15 protein-coding genes and 2 pseudogenes are annotated in these 16,752 nt (G+C 68.8%); 5 read left to right on the forward strand and 12 right to left on the reverse strand.

Annotated elements, in window-relative coordinates; translation table 11 throughout:
- Nucleotides 1–8: 8 nt before the first annotated feature.
- The gene (locus M2437_RS19965; RefSeq protein WP_253388479.1) at nucleotides 9–929 is read right to left on the reverse strand and encodes an HD domain-containing protein; all 921 of its coding nucleotides are present in this window, start codon (nucleotides 927–929) and stop codon (nucleotides 9–11) included.
- Nucleotides 930–941: 12 nt separating this feature from the next.
- The gene (locus M2437_RS19970; RefSeq protein ID WP_277570370.1) at nucleotides 942–2,135 is read right to left on the reverse strand and encodes an inositol-3-phosphate synthase; all 1,194 of its coding nucleotides are present in this window, start codon (nucleotides 2,133–2,135) and stop codon (nucleotides 942–944) included.
- Nucleotides 2,136–2,450: 315 nt separating this feature from the next.
- On the opposite strand from M2437_RS19970, the gene M2437_RS19975 reads away from it, so the two are divergent.
- On the forward strand, nucleotides 2,451–3,569 hold the full coding sequence (locus tag M2437_RS19975; RefSeq protein WP_015823022.1) for a transglycosylase SLT domain-containing protein: 1,119 nt from the start codon (nucleotides 2,451–2,453) through the stop codon (nucleotides 3,567–3,569).
- Nucleotides 3,570–3,578: 9 nt separating this feature from the next.
- Here the strand turns inward: M2437_RS19975 and dgcA are convergent, their stop codons facing one another.
- The 4 genes and pseudogenes from dgcA to M2437_RS19995 form a co-directional block, all read right to left on the reverse strand.
- Nucleotides 3,579–4,559 (reverse strand): N-acetyl-D-Glu racemase DgcA, encoded by a 981-nt coding sequence (gene dgcA / locus M2437_RS19980; protein WP_253388481.1) that lies wholly within the window; start codon nucleotides 4,557–4,559, stop codon nucleotides 3,579–3,581.
- Nucleotides 4,560–4,572: 13 nt separating this feature from the next.
- A pseudogene (gene dgcN, locus M2437_RS19985) lies at nucleotides 4,573–5,584 on the reverse strand (N-acetyltransferase DgcN).
- A gap of 289 nt (nucleotides 5,585–5,873) precedes the next feature.
- Nucleotides 5,874–7,709: a dihydroxy-acid dehydratase gene (gene ilvD / locus M2437_RS19990; protein ID WP_253388483.1), complete on the reverse strand. Its 1,836-nt coding sequence runs from the start codon at nucleotides 7,707–7,709 to the stop codon at nucleotides 5,874–5,876.
- Between the two features lie 191 nt (nucleotides 7,710–7,900).
- Nucleotides 7,901–9,463 carry a 2-isopropylmalate synthase gene (locus tag M2437_RS19995; RefSeq protein ID WP_253388484.1) on the reverse strand — a complete coding sequence of 521 codons (1,563 nt, stop codon included), beginning with the start codon at nucleotides 9,461–9,463 and terminating at the stop codon, nucleotides 7,901–7,903.
- Nucleotides 9,464–9,886: 423 nt separating this feature from the next.
- Here M2437_RS19995 and M2437_RS20000 point away from each other — a divergent pair, with 423 nt between their 5' ends.
- A complete protein-coding gene (locus M2437_RS20000; RefSeq protein ID WP_253388485.1) occupies nucleotides 9,887–10,213 on the forward strand; it encodes a hypothetical protein in 327 nt (108 codons plus the stop codon).
- Between the two features lie 11 nt (nucleotides 10,214–10,224).
- Here the strand turns inward: M2437_RS20000 and M2437_RS20005 are convergent.
- From M2437_RS20005 to pdxY, 3 genes and pseudogenes are all read right to left on the reverse strand, one after another.
- Nucleotides 10,225–10,957: pseudogene (locus M2437_RS20005) on the reverse strand (NUDIX hydrolase).
- A complete protein-coding gene (locus M2437_RS20010; RefSeq protein ID WP_147018559.1) occupies nucleotides 10,947–11,876 on the reverse strand; it encodes a PhzF family phenazine biosynthesis protein in 930 nt (309 codons plus the stop codon). Before M2437_RS20010 ends, M2437_RS20005 begins: the two are co-directional and overlap by 11 nt.
- Before the next feature lie 19 nt (nucleotides 11,877–11,895).
- The gene (gene pdxY, locus M2437_RS20015) at nucleotides 11,896–12,747 is read right to left on the reverse strand and encodes a pyridoxal kinase PdxY (RefSeq protein WP_253388487.1); all 852 of its coding nucleotides are present in this window, start codon (nucleotides 12,745–12,747) and stop codon (nucleotides 11,896–11,898) included.
- A gap of 218 nt (nucleotides 12,748–12,965) precedes the next feature.
- On the opposite strand from pdxY, the gene M2437_RS20020 reads away from it, so the two are divergent.
- The 3 genes from M2437_RS20020 (at nucleotide 12,966) to M2437_RS20030 (ending at nucleotide 14,843) form a co-directional block, all read left to right on the forward strand.
- The gene (locus M2437_RS20020) at nucleotides 12,966–13,487 is read left to right on the forward strand and encodes a DedA family protein (protein WP_003597784.1); all 522 of its coding nucleotides are present in this window, start codon (nucleotides 12,966–12,968) and stop codon (nucleotides 13,485–13,487) included.
- Between the two features lie 6 nt (nucleotides 13,488–13,493).
- Nucleotides 13,494–14,288, forward strand: a complete 795-nt coding sequence (locus M2437_RS20025) for a cobalamin-binding protein (RefSeq protein WP_253388488.1) — start codon at nucleotides 13,494–13,496, stop codon at nucleotides 14,286–14,288.
- 69 nt (nucleotides 14,289–14,357) lie between these two features.
- Nucleotides 14,358–14,843 (forward strand): MmcB family DNA repair protein, encoded by a 486-nt coding sequence (locus M2437_RS20030; RefSeq protein ID WP_003597780.1) that lies wholly within the window; start codon nucleotides 14,358–14,360, stop codon nucleotides 14,841–14,843.
- Here M2437_RS20030 and M2437_RS20035 read toward each other — a convergent pair.
- The 3 genes from M2437_RS20035 to fumC are packed head-to-tail and all read right to left on the reverse strand — an operon-like array spanning nucleotide 14,766 to nucleotide 16,741.
- On the reverse strand, nucleotides 14,766–15,077 hold the full coding sequence (locus M2437_RS20035) for a ribbon-helix-helix domain-containing protein (protein ID WP_253388489.1): 312 nt from the start codon (nucleotides 15,075–15,077) through the stop codon (nucleotides 14,766–14,768). The two genes, M2437_RS20030 and M2437_RS20035, sit on opposite strands and share 78 nt — an antisense overlap.
- Entirely contained in the window at nucleotides 15,074–15,262 is a 189-nt protein-coding gene (locus M2437_RS20040; RefSeq protein ID WP_003597777.1) for a DUF4169 family protein, read from the reverse strand. Before M2437_RS20040 ends, M2437_RS20035 begins: the two co-directional genes overlap by 4 nt.
- A 60-nt stretch (nucleotides 15,263–15,322) precedes the next feature.
- Nucleotides 15,323–16,741 carry a class II fumarate hydratase gene (gene fumC / locus M2437_RS20045; protein WP_003597776.1) on the reverse strand — a complete coding sequence of 473 codons (1,419 nt, stop codon included), beginning with the start codon at nucleotides 16,739–16,741 and terminating at the stop codon, nucleotides 15,323–15,325.
- Nucleotides 16,742–16,752: the final 11 nt, after the last annotated feature.

The following is a 16,752-nucleotide window of genomic DNA, read 5'->3' on the forward strand; positions in this document are numbered from 1 at the left end:
GCGGGACGTCACGGGATGCGCATATCGGTCAGAACGCGATCCTGGAAAGCCTTGACCGGCCCGGCATGGACCAGTTCCATCTCGCCGAGCACCGTATCCATCGTCAGCGAAGCGGCCCGAAGGTGCTGGGCGATCTGCAGGACGCGGTCGATTGAATCGGCAGCGTGGAAGGCGCGGCCCTCCGCCGTGGCATCATCCGGCAGGACGAGGCGAGCGGCACGGACCGTCTCCCGCAGCGGCGGCTCCAGTTCTTCCAGGGCCCATTCGGAGCAGCGCCCCACGATCGGCCAGAGATGGTCGCCGAGCAGCATCTCGCCGGTGAAGCCGGCGTCCGGCATCGCCGCGTTGTGGAAGTGGTGCGCCATCGCCGCCAGGAACACGCTCGTCGGATCGGCCCGGTAGAACGGGCTGAGCAGCACGCCGTAGACCGCCACGACAAGGCAATGCTCGGCATGGTTTTCGGGCGGTTCGAGTAGGATGCGCGGCTTGCCGGGGCAGGTCACCCCTGCTCTGGGCTGCTGCGCCAGGGCGCCGACGAAGCCCGGCACGGGCCCGGCCGGCAGAGCGGCGGGCTCGCGCAGACAGGCCCGAAGCCGATCCCGCAACTCGGGATCGACCGATTCCGAAACTGCATCGAGCCCCGCGACCAGTACGGTGGAGGCCTGCGCCTCATCGAGCCCGGCGGCGGAGAGGAACGCCGCGTCGAGGTCGCAGAGCCGCGCGGCGGCCAGCGCCTTGGCCGTGATGTCGAGGGCAACAGTCTCCGGCGGGGCGCCGCCGGTGAGCGCCGACCACCCTTGAGCGAATAGACGCTCGGCGATCGAGCCCGCGCGCCCCGCCGAGCGGACGCGCTTGAGATCGCCGAGTTCGACCAGCAGTTCCCGCACCGCGACGGGAGCTGCCGGCCCGGTTTGCGAAAAACCCGTCACGGGCGTGGGGCCTTACTGCTGCGCGCCGAGCCAGTCGAACAGCATCCGCTGCTGCTTGCCGAAATCGTGCTCCGGACCGTGGCCGTTCTTCACCATCGGCGCCTTGAAGAAGGTCGAGAGTTGCTCCTGCACGCCGCCGTCACCGCGGGACTTGGCGAGATCCAGCACGCGGGCGATTTCGATCACCAGCGGTGCCGCCAGGATCGAGTCTTTGCAGAGGAAGTTGACCTTGATCTGCATGCGCTGACCCATGAAGCCGGTGACGTCGATGTTGTCCCAGGCTTCCTTGTCGTCGCCGCGCGGGCGGTAATAGTGGATGTGCACGAGGTGGTCTTCGACCGGGTAGCCGAGGATCGAATCGAGCACAGTGCCCTTGGTGTTGAGCTTCGATTGCAGCGAGTTCGGATCGTTGAGGGCGAGGCCGTCGCGGTTGCCGAGGATGTTGGTCGAGAACCAGCCATCGACGTGAAGCTGGCGGGCCTTCAGCGCCGGCGCCAGCACCGTCTTCATCATGGTCTGGCCGGTCTTGCCGTCCTTGCCGGCGACCGGGACGTTGAGTTCGCGCGAGAGTTCCATCAGGGCCGGAACGTCGGCGGCGATGGAGGGGGTGAAGTTCGCATAGGGAACGCCGCTCTTGATCGCCGCATAGGCATAGAGCATCGCCGGCGAGATCGATTCGTCGCTCGAATCGAGCCCCTTCTCGAAGGCTTCGGCCGAGTTGAGAACCGGGACGGAGAGATCGGGCCAGCGCTCGGTCGAGGCGAGGTTGATCACCACGACGTCGTCGAGGTTGCTCTCCTTGCGGAAGCGGTTGAGGTCGTTGGCGATGACCGAGACGGTCTCGCGATGGTCCTTGGCGACGATGCGGTTGCCGCCGTCGATGTTCTTGCAGAACTTGGCCGAGCCGACCGCCGGCCAGGGCGTGATGCCCTTGAGCGCCTGGGCGCCGTTCTCGATGTCCTCGCGGCTCAACACACCGTGACCGGTGGCGGCCGAGGCGAGGTCATCGCCGTTCAGGTCCCAGCCGCCGAAGACGAGATCCTTATAGTCGGCCATCCCGGCGACGGAGACACCCGCGAGCGGAAGGCCATCCAGACGGTTCGAACCCGATTTTATGGTTTCGATGCCGGCGATGGCTGTCGTCGCGACTGCACCGCCCATGCCAACGAACGCCACTCCGACGCGTCGACCGGTCTGAATGCCCATGGGAACTCGATCTTTCTGTTGTGGTGGCGCTGACGCCTTAGGATGAGCCCTAACGGGAGGCCGCGCGGCCCATGACAACTGTGACCAACCCGGTCCGTTCCGGTGCCGACCCTGCCATCTTTGCCGCAGGTCCGCTTTCGCCGGGACTGCATCGTTTGGTTAAAATATCGTAAACACAATGGCTTAACGCTGGATTAACGGGATCACGTTTGGATCACGGGGTGGTCCCATTGTGGTCACACCCGGCGGCGAAACCTCCGCCGGTCAAACGAAGCCCGGCACAAAAGAACGCCGAGGCACCAACAAGGAAGACCGATGGGGGTTTACCCGGAGCCGGCGCGCTGCGCCGACGACGTAAGCCGACTCGTGCCTTGCGGGTCGAATGCCGGCAACGGTGCTGCTTCGCAGCCGTCGCGCGTTCGTTCGCCGCTCGTGCGCAGCCTTGCCGCCTTGACCGCCAGCGTGACCCTGCTGCTGGCCGGGCCGCAGGCCGTGTCCGCCTACGAGAACGCACATGTCGCGATTTCGATCCCGATGATGGTGCGGGCCGATCTCCGCCCGGCCGGGGCCGAGGCGGAATGGGGCGGCACCGCGCTGCTTGGCCAGGCTGGCGGGCTGACCGCCTCGATCGACCGCATGCAGGCGTCGCTGGCCAATCCCCGTTCGGACACCGACGACGAGATCCTCCGCTTCGGCGAGATGAGCGTGTCGCGTCCGCTGGTGGAGACGATCCTGAAGGCCTCCGAGGTGACCGGCGTCGATCCCGTCTACATGATGGCGCTCGCCGACAAGGAATCGAGCTTCGATACCAACGTGAAGTCCTCCGCCTCCTCGGCGCAGGGTCTGTTCCAGTTCGTCACCGGCACCTGGCTGGAGATGATCCGCCAGTACGGCGCCAAGCACGGGATGGCCGATGACGCCGCCGCGGTGAAGGGCCATGGCGCCGGCATCACCATCGCCGACGCAGCGACGCGCAAGCGGGTGCTCGACCTGCGCAACGACCCCTACGTGTCGGGCCTGATGGCCGGCGAGTTGATCAAGCGGGACCGTAGCCGGATCGAGGCGCGGATCGGCCGCGAGTTGAAGACCACCGAACTCTATCTCGCGCATTTCCTCGGCACTGCGAGCGCCGGCAAATTCCTGTCGCTCAGCGCCGAGGATCCGGACAAGGTCGCCAAGGCCGCCTTCGGCCGGGCTGCGCGGGCCAACCGCGCCATCTTCACCGCCAAGGACGGGGGCAAGCGCCGCAGCCTCACCGTGGCCGAAGTCCACGAGAAGCTCGACGGCATGATCGACCGGCGCCTGAGCCAGTATCAGGCCATCGCCGACCTCGCGCAGCAGCAGGCGGAGGAGCCGGCCGCACCGATCCTCGACGCCCGCCTGCGCCTCAGTGAGGACGTGGTGCCGTCGCTGGCGATCCGTTCGGTTCAGTAGGGACCGCGCTCAACCCCACAGCTCGGGCTGCGGCGGATAGACCGTGCTGCCCTCGTAGCGTAGGGCCGGCGCCCGGTCCTGGGCGAGCAGCAGCGGCCCGTCGAGATCGACGTAAGCCGCGTGGTGGGCGAGCAGCAGGGCCGGTGCCATGGCGAGCGACGAGCCGACCATGCAGCCGATCATGATCTCGAAGCCGCGCGCCCGCGCCTCGTGGGCGAGCTTCAGCGCTTCCGTGAGACCGCCCGCCTTGTCGAGCTTGATGTTGATCGCGTCGTAGCGCTTGGCCAGGGCATCGAGCCCGGCGCGGTCGTGCAGGCTCTCGTCGGCGCAGATCGGAATCGTGCGGTCGATCTCGGCGAGCAAGCCGTCCTCGCCCGCCGGCAGCGGTTGCTCGATCAGGCCGACGCCCGCCGCCGCGCAGGCCGCGAGGTTGTCGCGTATCGTCTCGGGCCGCCACGCCTCGTTGGCATCGACGATGAGGCGCGAATCCGGCGCGCCGCGGCGCACGGCGGCAATCCGCTCGGGGTCGCCCTCGCCGCCGAGCTTCACCTTCAGCAGCGGCCGGTGCGCCGCCCCACGGGCTGCTTCCTCCATCGCGTTCGGATCGCCGAGGCTCAGCGTGTAGGCGGTGGTGACCGGCCCCGGTGCGGCGACCCCCGCGAGTTCGTAGGCGGGCCTGCCGGTGCGCTTCGCTTCGAGATCCCACAGCGCACAGTCCAGGGCGTTGCGGGCGGCACCCGGCTTCATCCGCCCGGCGAGGTCGAACCGTCCTCCCCCATCGGCAATCCATGCCGCCTGCTCATCGAGGAAGGCGGCGACATTCTCGACCGTCTCGCCGTAGCGGGCATAGGGCACGCACTCGCCCCGGCCGCGAAACGAACCGTCCTCCACGGTCGCGACGACGACGACCGCCTCGGTGCGGCTGCCGCGGGAGATCGTGAACGATCCGGCAATGGGGAAGCGCTCGACGGCAACGGTCAGACGCGGCATCGGCTCTTCTCCCTCAGGCCGGAAACTCGGCGGCGATCCGCTCCACGATGCCCTCGACGCCGAAGCGCACGGGATCGGTGGCGGGCAGGCCGTGGACGGATTCCGCCTCGCTCAGCAGCGCGCGCGCCTGCGCCTCGGGCAGGGCCTGCGTGTTCACGGCGATGCCAACGGGGCGGATGCCCGGATTGGTAAGCGAGCCGCAGCGGATGGTCAGGTCGATGACCTCCTGGATCGTCGGCAGGGTCGCTTCGACGCCGCGCATGCGGGTGCGGGTCGGCTCGTGGCAGATCACGAAGGCGTCGGCCTGCGCGCCGTGCAGCAGGCCGCAGGCTGACGCCGGCAAAGGACGGGTGGAACAGCGAGCCCTGCCCCTCGATCAGGTCCCAGTGATTCGGCCCGGCCGCCGGGGAAACCCATTCGACGGCACCGGAGATGAAATCGGCCACGACTGCGTCGATGGCCACGCCCCGGCCGGAAATGAACACGCCGGTCTGGCCGGTGGCACGAAAATCGGCGTCGAAGCCGCGCTCGCGCATGCCACGCTCCAGGGCGAGTGCCGTGTACTTCTTGCCGACGGAGCAATCGGTGCCGACGGTGAGCAGGCGCCGGCCCGCACGCTTGGTGCCCTTGCCGGTGGGGAAGGTCTCGGTGGTGTGGCGGACGTCGTGCAGGGCGCGCCCATTGCGCTTGGCTGCCTCGGCAATCTGCGGGATCGAGCCGAGCCGCACATGCAGTCCGCTCGCCACGTCGAGCCCGGCATCCAATGCCGCCACGATCTCCGCGACCCAGTGGTCGGGCAGCACGCCACCGGCATTGACGACGCCGACGACCATGGTCTTGCAGCCCTTGGCGACGGCCTCCTCCAACGTCAGGTCAGGAATGCCGAGATCGGCGGCGCAGCCCTCCATCCGGAATTGGCCGACGCACCATTCGGGGCGCCAGTCATTGATGCCGTAGGCGGTCTTGGCGGCGAGCCGGTCCGGCACGTCGCCGAGAAACATCAGATAGGGCGTGGCGATCTGCATAGGCGATGGTCCCGTCCGGAGCGAAGCTCCGCCTGAGAACGCGTCTATGCGTGATCCGTGCCCGATGCGCGAGGGATGACCTCGGCATTGCTGTAACGCCGCTGCGATCCCTTAGGCTGAGGTGCGGGGTGGAAGCTCGGCCTCGAAGCACGCCGCGGCGGCTCTGCCTTCGCTGGGAGCAGCGCGCCGGGCCTGGATCAACCTTGCGCCGTGCTTCGAGGCCCGCTGCGCGGGCGCCTCAGCATGAGGTGCGGGGTGGAAGCCAGAACCGGTGCGATACAAGAATGCCCTACGGCTCGATTCGTCTCACCGCCCCCTTGGCGGCGCTGGTGGCGAGCATCGCGTAGGCGCGGAGCGCCGTGCTGACCTTGCGCTTACGGGACGTGGCCGGACGCCAGCCCTCCGCGTCGCGGGCGGCGCGGCGCTCGGCCAGCACGGCCTCGTCCACGGCGAGGTGGATGCGCCGGTTCGGGATGTCGATCTCGATCCGGTCACCCTGCTCGACGAGGCCGATCAGACCGCCGTCGGCGGCTTCCGGCGAGACGTGGCCGATGGAGAGGCCCGAGGACCCGCCGGAGAATCGGCCGTCCGTGACCAGGGCGCAGGCTTTGCCGAGGCCCTTCGATTTCAGGTAGCTCGTGGGATAGAGCATCTCCTGCATGCCGGGGCCGCCGCGGGGGCCCTCGTAGCGGATCAGCACCACCTCGCCGGCCTTCACGCGGCCGTTGAGGATGGCGTCCACCGACGCATCCTGGCTCTCGAAGACGTGGGCGGTGCCGGTGAAGGTCAGGATCGAGGCATCGACGCCCGCCGTCTTCACGATGCAGCCGTCTTCCGCGAGGTTGCCGTAGAGCACGGCCAATCCGCCATCGTTCGAGTAGGCGTGCTCGGCCGAGCGGATGACGCCGGCCTTGCGGTCGAGGTCGAGCTCGTCCCAGCGCGAGGCCTGGCTGAAGGCGACCTGGGTCGGCACGCCGCCGGGCGCGGCGCGGAAGAAGGTCTGAACCGACTCGCTCTGGGTCTTCTTGACGTCCCAGCGGTCGAGCGCCGCGCCGAGCGTGCCCGAGCCGACATTGCCGACGGACCGGTCGATCAGCCCGGCGCGGTCGAGTTCGCCGAGGATGCCCATGATGCCGCCGGCCCGGTGCACGTCCTCCATGTGGACGTTGGCGACGGCCGGGGCGACCTTGCACAGAACCGGCACCCGGCGTGACAGCCGGTCGATGTCGGCCATGGTGAAGGGCACCTCACCCTCGTGGGCGGCGGCGAGCAGGTGCAGGACCGTGTTGGTCGAGCCGCCCATGGCAATGTCGAGGGTCATCGCGTTCTCAAAGGCGGCCATCGTCGCGATCGAGCGCGGCAGGACGCTGGCGTCGTCCTGCTCGTAGTGGCGGCGCGCCAGATCGACGATGAGGTGACCGGCCTCGACGAACAGGCGCTTGCGGTCGGCATGGGTCGCGAGCGTCGAGCCGTTGCCGGGCAAAGAGAGGCCGAGCGCCTCGGTGAGACAGTTCATGGAGTTCGCCGTGAACATGCCCGAGCACGAACCGCACGTCGGGCAGGCCGAGCGCTCGATGACGGCGACGTCCTCGTCCGAGACCCGATCATCGGCCGCGGCCACCATCGCATCGACGAGGTCGAACTTGCGGGTGACGCCGTTCATCACGACCTTGCCCGCCTCCATCGGCCCGCCGGAGACGAACACCGCCGGGATGTTGAGGCGCAGCGCCGCCATCAGCATGCCGGGGGTGATCTTGTCGCAATTCGAGATGCAGACCATGGCGTCGGCGCAATGCGCGTTGACCATGTACTCGACGCTGTCGGCGATCAGCTCGCGGGACGGCAGCGAGTAGAGCATCCCGTCATGGCCCATGGCGATGCCGTCATCGACCGCGATGGTGTTGAACTCCTTGGCCACACCGCCCGCCTGCTCGATCTCGCGGGCCACGAGCTGGCCGAGATCCTTCAGGTGGACGTGGCCGGGCACGAACTGCGTGAACGAGTTCACCACCGCGATGATCGGCTTGCCGAAATCCGAATCCTTCATGCCGGTGGCGCGCCACAAGCCGCGGGCGCCGGCCATGTTGCGGCCATGGGTGGTGGTGCGGGAGCGATAGGCGGGCATTTTTTCGGGACTTTTCGAAGCTGATCGACTAACCGGCCGATCGTCCAAAAACGCGCCCTCATCCTGAGGTGCGAAGCGAAGCGGAGCCTCGAAGGAGGGCTCCAGCCGGCCTCGCGATCCCTAGAGCTCTCCTTCGAGGCCGCGACCGCGGCACCTCCGGATGAGGGAGTGGGGTGGGATCGAACTGCGGCTCAAACCACCGCAGCGTGCTGCGCGTGCAGCCGTACGGAGGCCGCCGAGAGTTTGTTGAGCGCCGAGAGATACGCCTTGGCCGAGGCCACCAGCGTGTCCGGGTCGGCACCGCGCGCCGTGACCGAGCGCTCTCCGGCCTTCAGCCGGACCGAGACTTCGGCCTGAGCGTCGGTGCCCTCGGTCACGGCGTGGACCTGGTAGAGTTCCAGCACCGCGTCGTGCGGCACGATCTCGTGGATCGCGTTGAAGACCGCGTCCACCGGGCCGTTGCCATCGGCCTCCGCGGTAAAGATGCGGCCGTCCATCTCGATCTTCATCGTCGCGCGCTGCGGGCCCCGCGTGCCGGCGATCACCGACAGGGAGACGAGCTTGATGCGGTCGTGGGCGGTGGCGCGCTTCTCATCCACCAGCGCCTCGATATCCTCGTCGTAGACGTGCTTCTTGCGGTCGGCCAAGGCCTTGAACCGCTCGAACACGTCCTGGAACTGGTTGTCGGACAGCGAGATGCCGAGCTCGCCGAGCTTCGACTTGAACGCCGCCCGGCCGGAATGCTTGCCCATCACCAGCGAGGTCTTGGCGAGCCCGACCGAGGCCGGGGTCATGATCTCATAGGTCTCGGAATGCTTGAGCATGCCGTCCTGGTGGATGCCGCTCTCGTGGGCGAAGGCGTTCCGGCCGACGATGGCCTTGTTGTACTGCACGGGGAAGTTCGCCGCGTGGCTGACAAGCTTCGAGGCGCGGGTCAGCATCGTCGAGTCGATGCCGGTGTCGTAGGGCATCACGTCGGCGCGGGTGCGGATCGCCATGACGATCTCTTCGAGCGCCGCGTTGCCGGCGCGCTCGCCGATGCCGTTGACCGTGCACTCGATCTGCCGAGCACCACCCTCCAGGCCGGCCAGCGAGTTCGCCACCGCCAGCCCGAGATCGTTGTGGCAATGCACGGAGAAGATCGCCTTGTCGGCATTCGGTACACGCTCGCGGACTTGGCGGAACATCGCGCCGTATTCCTGCGGCGTGGCGTAGCCCACGGTGTCGGGCAGGTTGATGGTGGTGGCGCCCGAGCGGATCGCCGCCTCGACGCAGCGGCAGAGATAGTCGATGTCGGTCCGGGTCGCGTCCATGGCCGACCATTCCACGTCCTCGACGAGGTCGCGGGCCTGGGCCACGGTCTTGAGGATGATCTCGATCACCTCGTCCTGCGTCTTGCGCATCTGGTGGGCGAGGTGGATCGCCGAGGTCGAGACGAAGGTGTGGATACGGCCGCGCTCGGCGTGCCGCACCGCCTCGCCCGCCCGAGCGATGTCCGCGGGAATCGCGCGGGCGAGGCCCGCCACGGTCGCCCGCTTGGTGCGCCGCGCGATCTCGGAGACGGCCTCGAAGTCACCGTTGGAGGCGATGGGGAAGCCCGCCTCGATGATGTCGACGCCCATCCCGTCGAGCAGTTCGGCCACCGCCAGCTTCTCGTCGAGCGTCATGGTGGCGCCGGGACATTGCTCGCCGTCGCGCAACGTCGTGTCGAAGATGACGACGCGGTCCTTCGCGCCCTGAGTCGTGTTCGCCATGGGTCTTCGTTCCTCGCAGCCGGCGCGCTCGACACGTTGGGAGCGGTGCCGGAAAAGCCTGTCTTCCGGTCGATGGGCGGCATCCCCTGAGAGCCCAGGCGATCGCGCCCGGACGGCCCTCAGGGGCGGCTAAGAAGCAGGCCTACGAGAATGAGTGCGCACGACGAAGCGGCCGCGAGAGCGGCGCCATCGTTCGTCTGCGCAGGGCGGCCAGGGGCCACGCTCGATTCTCCTCAAGAGGCTGACTCGCCGGAAGACCGTTACGAGACCAGGGTGGCGGTATGTACCGATTGGCGGGGATCGTGACAAGCACATGGCTGTGCCGCGTCTCTCCGATGATTGACCCGCCCACTTGCGGGAGGCACAAACCGCCGGCCAAGCTTGGCTGCAGCGAACCTCGTCTCGCAACCGGAGAGACCCGTCGTGCCCGCGCCGCTTCCCCGTGCCGTCTCCCTCCTCGTCCTCGGCTGCGCCTTGAGCGCCTGCCAGTCGAGCGCGCCGCCTCCGGTCGCGGCCGTGGCCGCAGCACCGGTTGTCACCGCCCTGCCGACAGGCACCGGTTGCGGCCCGACCATCGCCCGGACCCAGGCCATCGTCGCGGGCGACGTGAAGACCGGCGATCTCTCCGCGGCCGTCGGCACGCGCTTCAGCGCCGACCTCGAAAAGGCGGCGAGCGCCTGCGCCGCCGGCCGCGAGGGCGAGGCGACGAGCCTGCTCGCGGCGGCCAAGGCGCGCTACGGCTACCGGTAACCGCCGGGCTTTCAGGCCGGGAAGACGCTCGCAAGATAGGCCTGCACGAAGCCCGGCATCCGGGCGGCGTCGATATCGGAGCGCGAGCGGGCGATGATGCTGTGGGCGAGTTCCGGCTCGTCCTCGTGGCCGCGATGCGATTCGATGCGAGCCTTCAGCATCTCGGCCGTGCAGTCGAAGCGGACCGGGCGCAGGAAGGCGAGTTGGCCGTCGCCGCGCAGCAGCACCCAGTCCTCCTCCGCCCCCTCGGGGAGCGTCAGGCCGGTCTCCTCCAAGAGTTCGCGCGCGGCGCTGCCGGCGAGATCGACCGTGCCGTCATCGCGCAGGTCGCCGGGATCGGGCGTTCCGCAGGGGAAGTAGATCTGGCCGGCATTGGCGGTCTGGGCGCCCATCACGCCGAGCAGAACCGCCCCGTCGCGGCTGTGCGGGACGATCGCCGCGAAGGCGTTGGCCACCAGCGCGTCGGGCACGCCCGCATCGCGGAAGGCGAGGAAGCGCGAGTAGCGCACCTCGAACAGGCTCGCTTCGCAGGCGCCGTCCGCCAAGGTGCAGCCGCTGGCGAGGTAGACCGGCCCGTCGAACAGGCCCGGCGTCTCGGCCAGGCGGCGCTCCCAGTTGCGGTCGATCGCCTCGGCGTTGTCCCGCGCCCAGGTCCAATCGTGCTCGACGCGCGCGCGCGGAGATCCGATCCAACGGCGTGAGGCTGAAACCGGGTGCGGCGTCGCCCGCGATCTCAATCGACACGCAGCACGCCCTCGCTCACCACCACGGCCTGTCCGCCGATCTCGACGGAGCGCAGGGTGCCCTCGGCGATGACGACCTGAAGGTCGATCGTGCTCGGCCGCCCCATGGCGACGCCCTGGCGGATCACCACGTCGTGGGTGCCCTCGCCCAGCGGCTCGAACTGCATCAGCACGCCGGCGAAGGCCGCCGCGGCGCTGCCCGTCGCCGGGTCTTCCGCAACGCCGAGATGGGGCGCGAACATCCGTGCCTGGTAGCTTTGCCCGAGGCCCTCCGCGTCGAGAGCATAGAGGTAGAGCGCGTCCGGCTCGGCATGTCGGAACAGGCGCTCGAACCGGGCGGGATCGAGCCGGGCCTGCGCCAGCGCCTCGCCGGAGGCGAGCGGCACGAAGGTGAAGGCAGGGCCGGCGCCGTGCCGGCTCGGCTGATGGCGGTTGAAGCCGAGATCGCCGGGCTTCAGTCCTAAAGCCGTGGCCAGGGCTTCGTTGGCGGGGGCCTCGCCGAGATAGGTCGGCAGAACCGGCAGCTTGAAACGGGCACGACCGTTGTGGCCATCCTCCGCCGCCTCGACGACGCAGGAGACGATGCCGATCTCTTCCTCGAGGCCGAAGGCGGCGGCATCCGCCAGCGCCACCGCCTGCCGCTCGGCCCGGTCGCGGAGGGCGAGCAGCACCGCCGTTCCAACCGTCGGGTGGCCGGCGAAGGGCAGTTCGCGGGTCGGTGTAAAGATGCGCAGGCGGGCCCGGTGACGCGGCTCGGCCGGCGGCAGGACGAACACCGTCTCCGACAGGTTGAACTCGCCGGCGATCGCCTGCATCGCCTCGGCGCTGAGCCCGTCGGCATCGAGCACCACCGCGAGCGGGTTTCCGGCCAGCGGCGTGTCGGTGAACACGTCGAGGGTGGCGAAGCGGCGTTCCGGCATCATGACTCCTTGAGAAGGTTCAAACGATCTCGACGGGAAAGGCCGCGCTCGGCGCGACGAACTCTTCCTGCGCGGCGACGGTCAGCAACTCGTCCGAACCAGCTTCCGCGGTCCGGCGCAGCAGGCCGTGGATCGAGGCCGCCGCCATGCCGAGCGCCAGGGCCGCCGAGCCGGTGCGCAGGTAATGCACGAGATAGAGCGCGGCGACCGCATCGCCCGCGCCCGAGACCGCTTTCAGGTCGAGCCGGGGCGTGCGCACCCGCCAGAACGAGCCACCCTCGGCCGCCAGCATGTCGATCGCATCCGGCGGCGTCTCCGCCGTGACGAGCGAGGTGACGAGCAGGACGCGGGGGCCGAGCGCCTGAACCGAAGCGGCCGCCGCCTTGGCCGCCTCCAGCGTGTCGCTCGGCGCATCCGAGATGAGGTCGAGTTCGAACTGGTTCGGAGTGAGGATGTCGGCCGCCGGAACGGCCTGCGACCGCATGAAATCGGCGATGCCGGGGCGGACATAGACGCCGGAATAGGTGTCGCCGATCACCGGATCGCAGCAATAGAGCGCCTCACGGTTGGCCGCGCGCACGGCGGCGACCGTCCGCAGGATCGCGGTGCCGATATCGGCCGAGCCCATATAGCCGGAGAGGACGGCGTTGCATTCCTTGAGCGCGCCGCGCTCGGCCACGCCCTGCACCACCTCCTCCACCGCCGGCCCGTCGAAGACGCGCCCGCGCCACTGCCCGTAGCCGGTATGGTTGGAGAACTGCACCGTGTGCACCGGCCAGACCTCGACCCCGAGCCGCTGCATCGGGAACACGGCGGACGAATTGCCCACATGGCCGTAGGCGACATGCGACTGGATCGACAGGACCTTCATGGTGCTCCGGTATCCGCTCCTGCATCGTGATAACCCGGCGGGCCCCCGCGCGCATCCGATCGGTGCAACGGCGCGTTAGGGCTCGGCCGACCTTGACCGCATCCCGACGAAGCGATCACCGGTTCGTCGAAAGAATGCACATCAAAACAAAGACCTAGAGACGCCGGCCTGATGCCATCAGGGTGGATACGGCTCTCGGCCAATCTTCCGGAGTGAGTATGGATTTCGACGCCGCCCGCCAATCCGTCCTCACCTTCATCGAGACCTACAAGGCGTGGGCCCCGTTGGTGACGGGCGTGATCGCTTTCTGCGAATCGCTGGCGGTCCTGTCGCTGCTGGTGCCGGCCACGGCGATCCTGCTCGGCGTCGGCGCGCTGATCGGCAGCAGCGGCCTGCCGTTCTGGCCCATGGTGATCGGGGCGGGCATCGGCGCGGGGCTCGGGGATTGGGTCTCCTACGAGGTCGGGCACTACTACAAGGACGGCGTCAAGCGCCTCTGGCCAATGAGCCGGCACCCGGAGATGACGGCGAAGGCCGAAGCCTTCCTGCGGCGCTGGGGTGCCGGGGCGATTCTCATCGGCCGCTTCATCGGTCCGGCACGGGCGGTGGTGCCGCTGGTCGCCGGCAGCTTCGGCCTCGCCCGCATCCCGTTCCAGCTCGCAAATTGGAGTTCGGCCTTCGTCTGGGCCTTCGTCCTGCTCGCCCCCGGTGCGGGCCTGCTGACGTGGCTGCATTACTGACGCGCCATGCGACGCTTTCCGCCCGAACGCATTGTCTGCCTCACCGAGGAGACCGTCGAGACGCTCTATCTGCTGGGCGAGGATCGCCGCATCGTCGGCGTTTCGGGCTACGCCGTGCGCCCGCCGCAGGTGCGCCGGGAGAAGCCGCGGGTCTCGGCCTTCACCAGCGCCGATCTGCCGAAGATTCTCGCCCTCGAACCGGACCTCGTCCTCGCCTTCTCGGATCTTCAGGCCGAGATCGTCGCCAGCCTCGCTCGCGCCGGCGTGGCGGTCCACCTGTTCAACCAGCGCGATGTAGAAGGCTGCCTCGCGATGATCCGCACCGTCGGCGCCCTCGTCGGGGCGGCGGAGCGGGCCGAGGTACTGGCCCGGTCCTACGAGGCGCACCTCGCCGAGGCCGCCGCTGAGAGTGCGGGACACGTCCGGCCGAAGGTCTATTTCGAGGAGTGGGACGAGCCGATGATCTCCGGCATCGGTTGGGTCTCCGACCTGATCGGCTATGCCGGCGGGCAAGACGTGTTTCCGGACCTCAGCCGCGCACAGGCGGCGAAGGACCGTATCGTCACGGCGGAGCAGGTGATCGCGGCCGCACCCGACGTGATCCTCGCCTCCTGGTGCGGCAAGCGCGTCAACGTCGAGCGCATCCGCGCCCGGCCCGGATGGGACGCGATTCCCGCCGTGGCGGCGGGGCGCATCCACGAAATCAAGTCGCCGCTGATCCTCCAGCCGGGCCCGGCCGCCCTCACGGACGGGTTCGCGGCGATCCGGGCGGCTTTGGCCGTGCGGCAAAGCGGCGGGTGACACTGAGGTAATCGCGCTGGCAGGATGCGCGGACTCGATTCGGCCTCATCCGCAAGCCAACGCCCCGGCATGTCCACAGCCCTCGCCCACATCGTCCTGCCGCCGGACCGGCGCCAGTCACCGACCGCGCTCAACATTCAGCGCGGGGTCCGACGCCTGCTCGCCGAAATGGGCTGCGTGAGCCTGCCGGAATTCTCGCTCGCCAACGGACGCCGCGCCGACGTGATCGCGCTCTGCGGCGCCGGACGGCTCACCATCATCGAGATCAAATCGAGCGTCGCTGACTTCCGCGCCGACCGGAAATGGCCGGATTACCGCGACTATTGCGACCGCTTCTTCTTCGCGATCCCCGAAACGGTGCCGGAATCGCTGATCCCGGAGGAATGCGGCCTCATCGTCGCCGATTCCTTCGGCGCAGCGATCCTGCGTGAGCCGCCGGACCATCCGCTGAGCCCGGCCCGGCGCAAGTCGGTCACCCTACGCTTCGCCCATTCCGCCGCCGGCCTCCTGCACGCCCTGGCCGATCCCGGCGCGATCAGGGAGGGGGCGCTCTGACGGCGCGCGTTCGTCGCGAAACGCGCCGAGCACGAACACCCGGATCGCCGAGGAGAGGTTGCGCGCGCCGCGCTCGGAATCGATCGCTCCGATCAGCGCCTGCACCGATTGTCCGCGCGCCTGCGCGATCTCTTGAAGCGCAGTCCAGAACTCCGCCTCCAGCGAGACGCTGGTGCGGTGGCCCGCGATCATCACCGAGCGTTTCGCGTTCTCCCGCAGCGGGGCGCGCGTCATTCCTTGTCGGGATCGGCGAGGCGGTGACCCTCGTGGCGGGACTGCTCGATCGCCTTGCGCGTCTCGGCCAGCGTCTTCGCCTTCTTCGGCCGGCCGAACAGGATGCGGTTCTCCGCGGCCTTGGCCTCTTTCGCTGCCTTCTCACGGTCCTTGCGCACCTGGCGCAGGTTGATGATCTCGGCCACCGTGTCAGCCCTCCGGACGACCCGGCGCGGAGGGTCCGCGCCGGGAAGCGAAACTAGCGCTTATTCCGCGCTGGGCGCCAGCATGGTTTCGGGGCGCACGACCCGCTCGAATTCCTCGTCGGTGACGTAGCCGAGCCGCAGCGCCTCTTCCTTCAGGGTGGTGCCGTTCTTGTGCGCGGTCTTGGCGATCTCGGCGGCCTTGTCGTAGCCGATCGAGGGCGCGAGCGCCGTCACCAGCATGAGCGAGCGGCTCATCAGGTCGCTGATCCGGTCGGTGTTGGCCTTGATGCCCACAACGCAGTTGTCGGTGAAGCTGACCGAGGCGTCGGCCAGAATCCGCACCGATTGCAGCACCGCGTTGGCGATCACGGGCTTGAACACGTTGAGCTCGAAATGACCCTGTGAGCCGGCAAAGCTCACCGTGGTGCCGTTGCCGACCACCTGGGCGCAGACCATCGTCAGCGCCTCGCACTGGGTCGGGTTGACCTTGCCCGGCATGATCGAGGAGCCGGGCTCGTTCTCCGGCAGCGACAATTCGCCGAGGCCCGAGCGCGGGCCGGAGCCGAGCAGGCGGATGTCGTTGGCGATCTTGAACAGGCCCGAGGCCAAAGCCGTCAGGGCGCCCTGGAGGAACACGAGGGCGTCGTGGGTGGCGAGCGCTTCGAACTTGTTCTCGGCCGAGGTGAAGGGCAGCCCGGTCAGCTCTGCGACCTTGGCCGCGAACCGCTCCGCGAATTCGGGATGCGCGTTGAGGCCGGTGCCGACGGCGGTGCCGCCCTGCGCCAGCGCCAGCACGCCGGGGAGCGTGGCGGCGATGCGCGCGCCACCGAGCGCGACCTGCGCGGCGTAGCCGGAGAATTCCTGGCCGAGCGAGACCGGCGTCGCATCCTGCAAGTGGGTGCGGCCGATCTTGACGATGCTCTCGAACTCCTTCGCCTTGGCGTCGAGCGCGGTGTGCAGGTGAGAGAGCGCCGGCAGAAGCCGCTCCTGAACCTCGCGGGCAACCGCGATGTGCATGGCGGTGGGGAAGGTGTCGTTCGAGGACTGGCCGCGGTTGCAATGATCGTTGGGGTGGACCGGCGACTTGCCGCCGCGCTTGCCCCCGAGCCGCTCGTTGGCGAGGCTCGCGATCACCTCGTTGGCGTTCATGTTGGACTGCGTGCCCGAGCCCGTCTGCCACACCACCAGCGGGAACTCGTCGTCGTGCTTTCCGGCGACCACTTCGGCGGCGGATTCGGCGATCGCGTCGGCGATCTTCGGATCGAGGCCGCCGAGATCCTTGTTCACCAGCGCGGCCGCCTGCTTGACGATGCCGAGCGCGTGGACGAGCGGCGCCGGCTGGCGCTCGGTGCCGATCTTGAAGTTCTGGATCGAGCGCTGCGTCTGGGCGCCCCAATAGCGGTGGGCGGGCACTTCGATCGGGCCGAAGGTGTCGGACTCGGTGCGCGTCTCGACGGAAGGGTTCTCGTGCGGCGACATCGTGGCCTCTT

It is taken from the genome of Methylorubrum pseudosasae (assembly GCF_029504475.1).
In the GTDB taxonomy this organism is placed as follows: domain Bacteria; phylum Pseudomonadota; class Alphaproteobacteria; order Rhizobiales; family Beijerinckiaceae; genus Methylobacterium; species Methylobacterium extorquens.

Excerpts from the sequence above, each read along its gene's own strand:
- M2437_RS20035 (WP_253388489.1), bottom strand. The coding sequence starts at position 15,077 with ATGACGCGCGCCCCGCTGCGGGAGAACGCGAAACGCTCGGTGATGATC.
- M2437_RS20020 (WP_003597784.1), top strand. The coding sequence starts at position 12,966 with ATGGATTTCGACGCCGCCCGCCAATCCGTCCTCACCTTCATCGAGACC.
- M2437_RS20025 (WP_253388488.1), top strand. The coding sequence starts at position 13,494 with ATGCGACGCTTTCCGCCCGAACGCATTGTCTGCCTCACCGAGGAGACC.
- ilvD (WP_253388483.1), bottom strand. The coding sequence starts at position 7,709 with ATGCCCGCCTATCGCTCCCGCACCACCACCCATGGCCGCAACATGGCC.
- M2437_RS20030 (WP_003597780.1), top strand. The coding sequence starts at position 14,358 with ATGTCCACAGCCCTCGCCCACATCGTCCTGCCGCCGGACCGGCGCCAG.
- M2437_RS19970 (WP_277570370.1), bottom strand. The coding sequence starts at position 2,135 with ATGGGCATTCAGACCGGTCGACGCGTCGGAGTGGCGTTCGTTGGCATG.
- fumC (WP_003597776.1), bottom strand. The coding sequence starts at position 16,741 with ATGTCGCCGCACGAGAACCCTTCCGTCGAGACGCGCACCGAGTCCGAC.
- dgcA (WP_253388481.1), bottom strand. The coding sequence starts at position 4,559 with ATGCCGCGTCTGACCGTTGCCGTCGAGCGCTTCCCCATTGCCGGATCG.
- M2437_RS20010 (WP_147018559.1), bottom strand. The coding sequence starts at position 11,876 with ATGCCGGAACGCCGCTTCGCCACCCTCGACGTGTTCACCGACACGCCG.
- pdxY (WP_253388487.1), bottom strand. The coding sequence starts at position 12,747 with ATGAAGGTCCTGTCGATCCAGTCGCATGTCGCCTACGGCCATGTGGGC.
- M2437_RS19975 (WP_015823022.1), top strand. The coding sequence starts at position 2,451 with ATGGGGGTTTACCCGGAGCCGGCGCGCTGCGCCGACGACGTAAGCCGA.
- M2437_RS19995 (WP_253388484.1), bottom strand. The coding sequence starts at position 9,463 with ATGGCGAACACGACTCAGGGCGCGAAGGACCGCGTCGTCATCTTCGAC.